Source organism: Bacillus sp. AFS001701, assembly GCF_002559405.1.
In the GTDB taxonomy this organism is placed as follows: domain Bacteria; phylum Bacillota; class Bacilli; order Bacillales; family Bacillaceae_G; genus Gottfriedia.
Genome location: NZ_NTZO01000554.1, coordinates 1 through 3,113, shown reverse-complemented (window position 1 = coordinate 3,113; position 3,113 = coordinate 1). Strand labels below are relative to the sequence as shown.

The following is a 3,113-nucleotide window of genomic DNA, read 5'->3' as shown; positions in this document are numbered from 1 at the left end:
ATTAGATTTCATCAATTCAATAGTATAATTTATAAATGTGCATATTTAATGGATTTTCTGTGAATTTTTCCGATTTACACACAATCTTATTAATTATTTTTCACATAAAAAATTTAATGTTAGGTAAAGCTCACAATTAAACTAACAAAAGCAAACTGTTATAAAATTTATTAGAAATATAACTTGGAAAAGATAATATTACTCAAACACAAAAAAAAGAAGACAAGTATTTGCTCGTCCTCTAAAAAGAAAAGTCTGCTTAATATAGGCTTCTTCCTGCAAGGGAGCGACAGTCAGTGATGCGCAGTGATCGTCGGAGTCAGACTAAATGTTGGGCTCTAATGGCACCATAGCTCATCGACTTCCTCACCCAGCCATAAGTAGTCCTTCTTATGACTTGCAACACCGTCTTTCAGTATCGATATACAGCTTTTCATAATACTGAGTGGGGTCTTCAATTCATCGAAACACCTGAAATAAATTCTTTTCTTAGTACTGCTATTATAGAAAATAAATTCAAAAGAAAAATAGAGTAATTCACCTTTATTACATTTACCTATGATTCAAAAAATAAAAAGGATAGATAATCAAATCAATTATCTATCCTTTTATATAATCTAGCCTCTACACAAAGTGCGATCTGTAATAAATAGAACAAATAGAACTCTCTCTCAGTTTTTAATTATTTTTCTTTGGTATCAAATTCAAATTGCAATTTTTTCAACTGAACTTCCGTATCAATTCTTTTCTTATCAGAATTAATGCGTCTATCTAGGAAATCGTAAAATTCCTTTACAAAAGCTCTAATATGTATATTTTTCGATTTATTCCATTTAACAATATCTTTTCTCTTTTGAGTAAATGCATCGACGGAACCGTATTCTCCTAACAAAATACCTGTACCTGATAAAATAATCATAAGTTCATTTAACAACTCAGGATTGCTATTAAAAACTACTACAAACTCTTGGCATACTTTATGCGTGGACCGATCTCCATTATAGTGTTTTAATATATTTAATATGACTTTAGCATTCTTAGGTTTTTTGGATGAAAGAACATCAAGAATATAATTTTCTAATTTTTCATCAAAAGATGGGAAAATCTTTTGCAATAAGTTACTTGCTATCCATTGGAATTTCCAATGTCTTTTCTTAAACCATAAAAAGATTATTGGTATAGTAATATCTCCTTTTTTTCTTAATATTTCACTAATAGCTTCAAATTTATAAGGAATTGCATATTCTTCTCTATTTTAATTGATTGTAATTTTTGAATGATTGAATCGATTTTTTTTACTCTGGAACTAGTCATAAGATATTGAATCGATCGGTCTGATAGTATATTTACTAGTTTTGTTTTTACTTTTTTACAAAATGCTTCATATATTTTTAAGTCTTTTTTGTACTCTTTAATTACATCTATTTTTATTTGCTCATCCATTTCGGTTCTTCCTATATGTATAAAATCGATGATCTAGAATCTATTTATATTATACTAAACATAAGTACTAAAGACATTGAAACCCAGAAATCAATTAAAAATGTCTCTGTTGCAAACTCTCCAGACCTTGTTAAAGTATTAAATGAATACTTATCTAAATTTAAACCTTCCTCATGGAGTGGTTCAAGAGCAGACTTGATGGAAACTCGATTACAATTAATAACAGAATTAAAAACAAATTCCAATACCGTTGTATCACAATGGGCGATTCTTGTAGAAGAAGTTCCCCTTTCTACTAAACTTAATTAAGTCTTTTGTAACTTAGTTTTTACAACTATTGAAAAATTTGATATATTTTAGAAAATATAAAAAATTGAGGTAAAAGTATGGATCCGATTATCACATCTACATTAACAACTGTAGCAACAACCGTAGCAACAACCGTAGCAACAAGAAGTACAGATGCGCCTTTAAAAACTTTTGATGATATTTGGTACTTGGTTTTTGGCGGTATTAGCCATTTAGCTGATAAAAAACGTTTAAAACATCAAGAGTCTTTAAAAACTTCAATTGAAGAGGAAGCCGTACAGATACCTGAAGAAGACCGTCAAGTTCCCCAAACAAGTATTGTTGGTCCTGCATTAGAAGCAGTTAAATATTATATAGAAGAAGAAAAAGTTAGGAATATGTTTTCGAAGTTAATTGTAGCTGCAATGAACAAAAAACAAACATCGAAAGTTCATCATTCGTATATAGAAATCATTAAACAATTGTCTCCTGAAGACGCACTAAATCTTCTATTGATTAAACACCAAGCTCAACGTAGTTATGAAGAAAATGAAGACATGTTTGGCTACATAAGTTTAAAAGAAGTAGAAGAACTTGCTAAATCAAGGAATGGGAAAATAGAACTTACTATTAATCCTGTAGGTGGTTTTCCAATAGCAAGGTTTGTACATGATTACGATAATGGTTTCTCAATAATTAAGAGTAATGTTTTTTATGGTAACGAATCCGATATAAAAACTGGCGATGAAAATTCCTCGTCAATTACAAACCTGAATAGGTTGGGATTGGTTGATTTAGATTTTTCAGAAAATAAAGAATACACGAGTTATGATGATTATAAAATATATGAGAAATCAACATATTATAAGAACTTAAAAAGGGAGAGTCCAAATTATATAATACATTATGGCTGGATGAGCATTACTCCTTTTGGTAAAAACTTTATTGATGTTTGTTTATGAATATAAGAAAGTAATATTTCTTATTAAATATTTAATTTAAAAAGAAATATTACTTTCTATTACCTAGTGAAGTGGAGGGGCTGACCCACCCCTCCACTTCACTTCTGGTGCTTTATCTAACTGTTGTCTAAAATAATTAATTTTACCTTCTAAACCAATTAACAATAACTTCTTTCCAAGAAAAAGTGTCTTATCTAGTAAAGGAACGGTATTAAAATAGAATATATTTGTCGATATAAAAGCTGAATAGTCAAATGATTACTGATGATTTTTACGAAAGTCATTTAACCTTAGGAAATGAAGATCAACAACATCTTCATTTCTTTTTTATTTGATTTGATTATTAATTTATATAATTTACTAATTGGGATAAAAATAATTTTTTTGCCAAATTTTCATTCATTAAAGTAAGAGTAACAC

At 28.8% G+C, this 3,113-nt stretch carries 4 protein-coding genes; 2 read left to right on the top strand and 2 right to left on the bottom strand.

From position 1 onward, the window contains the following. Positions 1 to 682: 682 nt before the first annotated feature. Together CN514_RS22730 and CN514_RS22725 are read right to left on the bottom strand one after the other, a co-directional pair. Positions 683 to 1,114 carry a hypothetical protein gene (locus tag CN514_RS22730; protein ID WP_098234519.1) on the bottom strand — a complete coding sequence of 144 codons (432 nt, stop codon included), beginning with the start codon at positions 1,112 to 1,114 and terminating at the stop codon, positions 683 to 685. 86 nt (positions 1,115 to 1,200) lie between these two features. Further along, positions 1,201 to 1,443: a hypothetical protein gene (locus CN514_RS22725; protein WP_098234518.1), complete on the bottom strand. Its 243-nt coding sequence runs from the start codon at positions 1,441 to 1,443 to the stop codon at positions 1,201 to 1,203. Between the two features lie 15 nt (positions 1,444 to 1,458). On the opposite strand from CN514_RS22725, the gene CN514_RS22720 reads away from it, so the two are divergent. Both CN514_RS22720 and CN514_RS22715 read left to right on the top strand, forming a co-directional pair. Continuing rightward, positions 1,459 to 1,752, top strand: coding sequence for a hypothetical protein (locus CN514_RS22720; RefSeq protein WP_098234517.1), 294 nt, complete (start codon positions 1,459 to 1,461; stop codon positions 1,750 to 1,752). A gap of 77 nt (positions 1,753 to 1,829) precedes the next feature. After that, positions 1,830 to 2,693 carry a DUF4393 domain-containing protein gene (locus tag CN514_RS22715; protein WP_098234516.1) on the top strand — a complete coding sequence of 288 codons (864 nt, stop codon included), beginning with the start codon at positions 1,830 to 1,832 and terminating at the stop codon, positions 2,691 to 2,693. The last annotated feature ends 420 nt before the right edge of the window (positions 2,694 to 3,113 follow it).

Coding starts and splice junctions, on each gene's coding strand:
- CN514_RS22715 (WP_098234516.1), top strand. CDS start 1,830: ATGGATCCGATTATCACATCTACATTAACAACTGTAGCAACAACCGTA.
- CN514_RS22725 (WP_098234518.1), bottom strand. CDS start 1,443: ATGGATGAGCAAATAAAAATAGATGTAATTAAAGAGTACAAAAAAGAC.
- CN514_RS22720 (WP_098234517.1), top strand. CDS start 1,459: ATGTATAAAATCGATGATCTAGAATCTATTTATATTATACTAAACATA.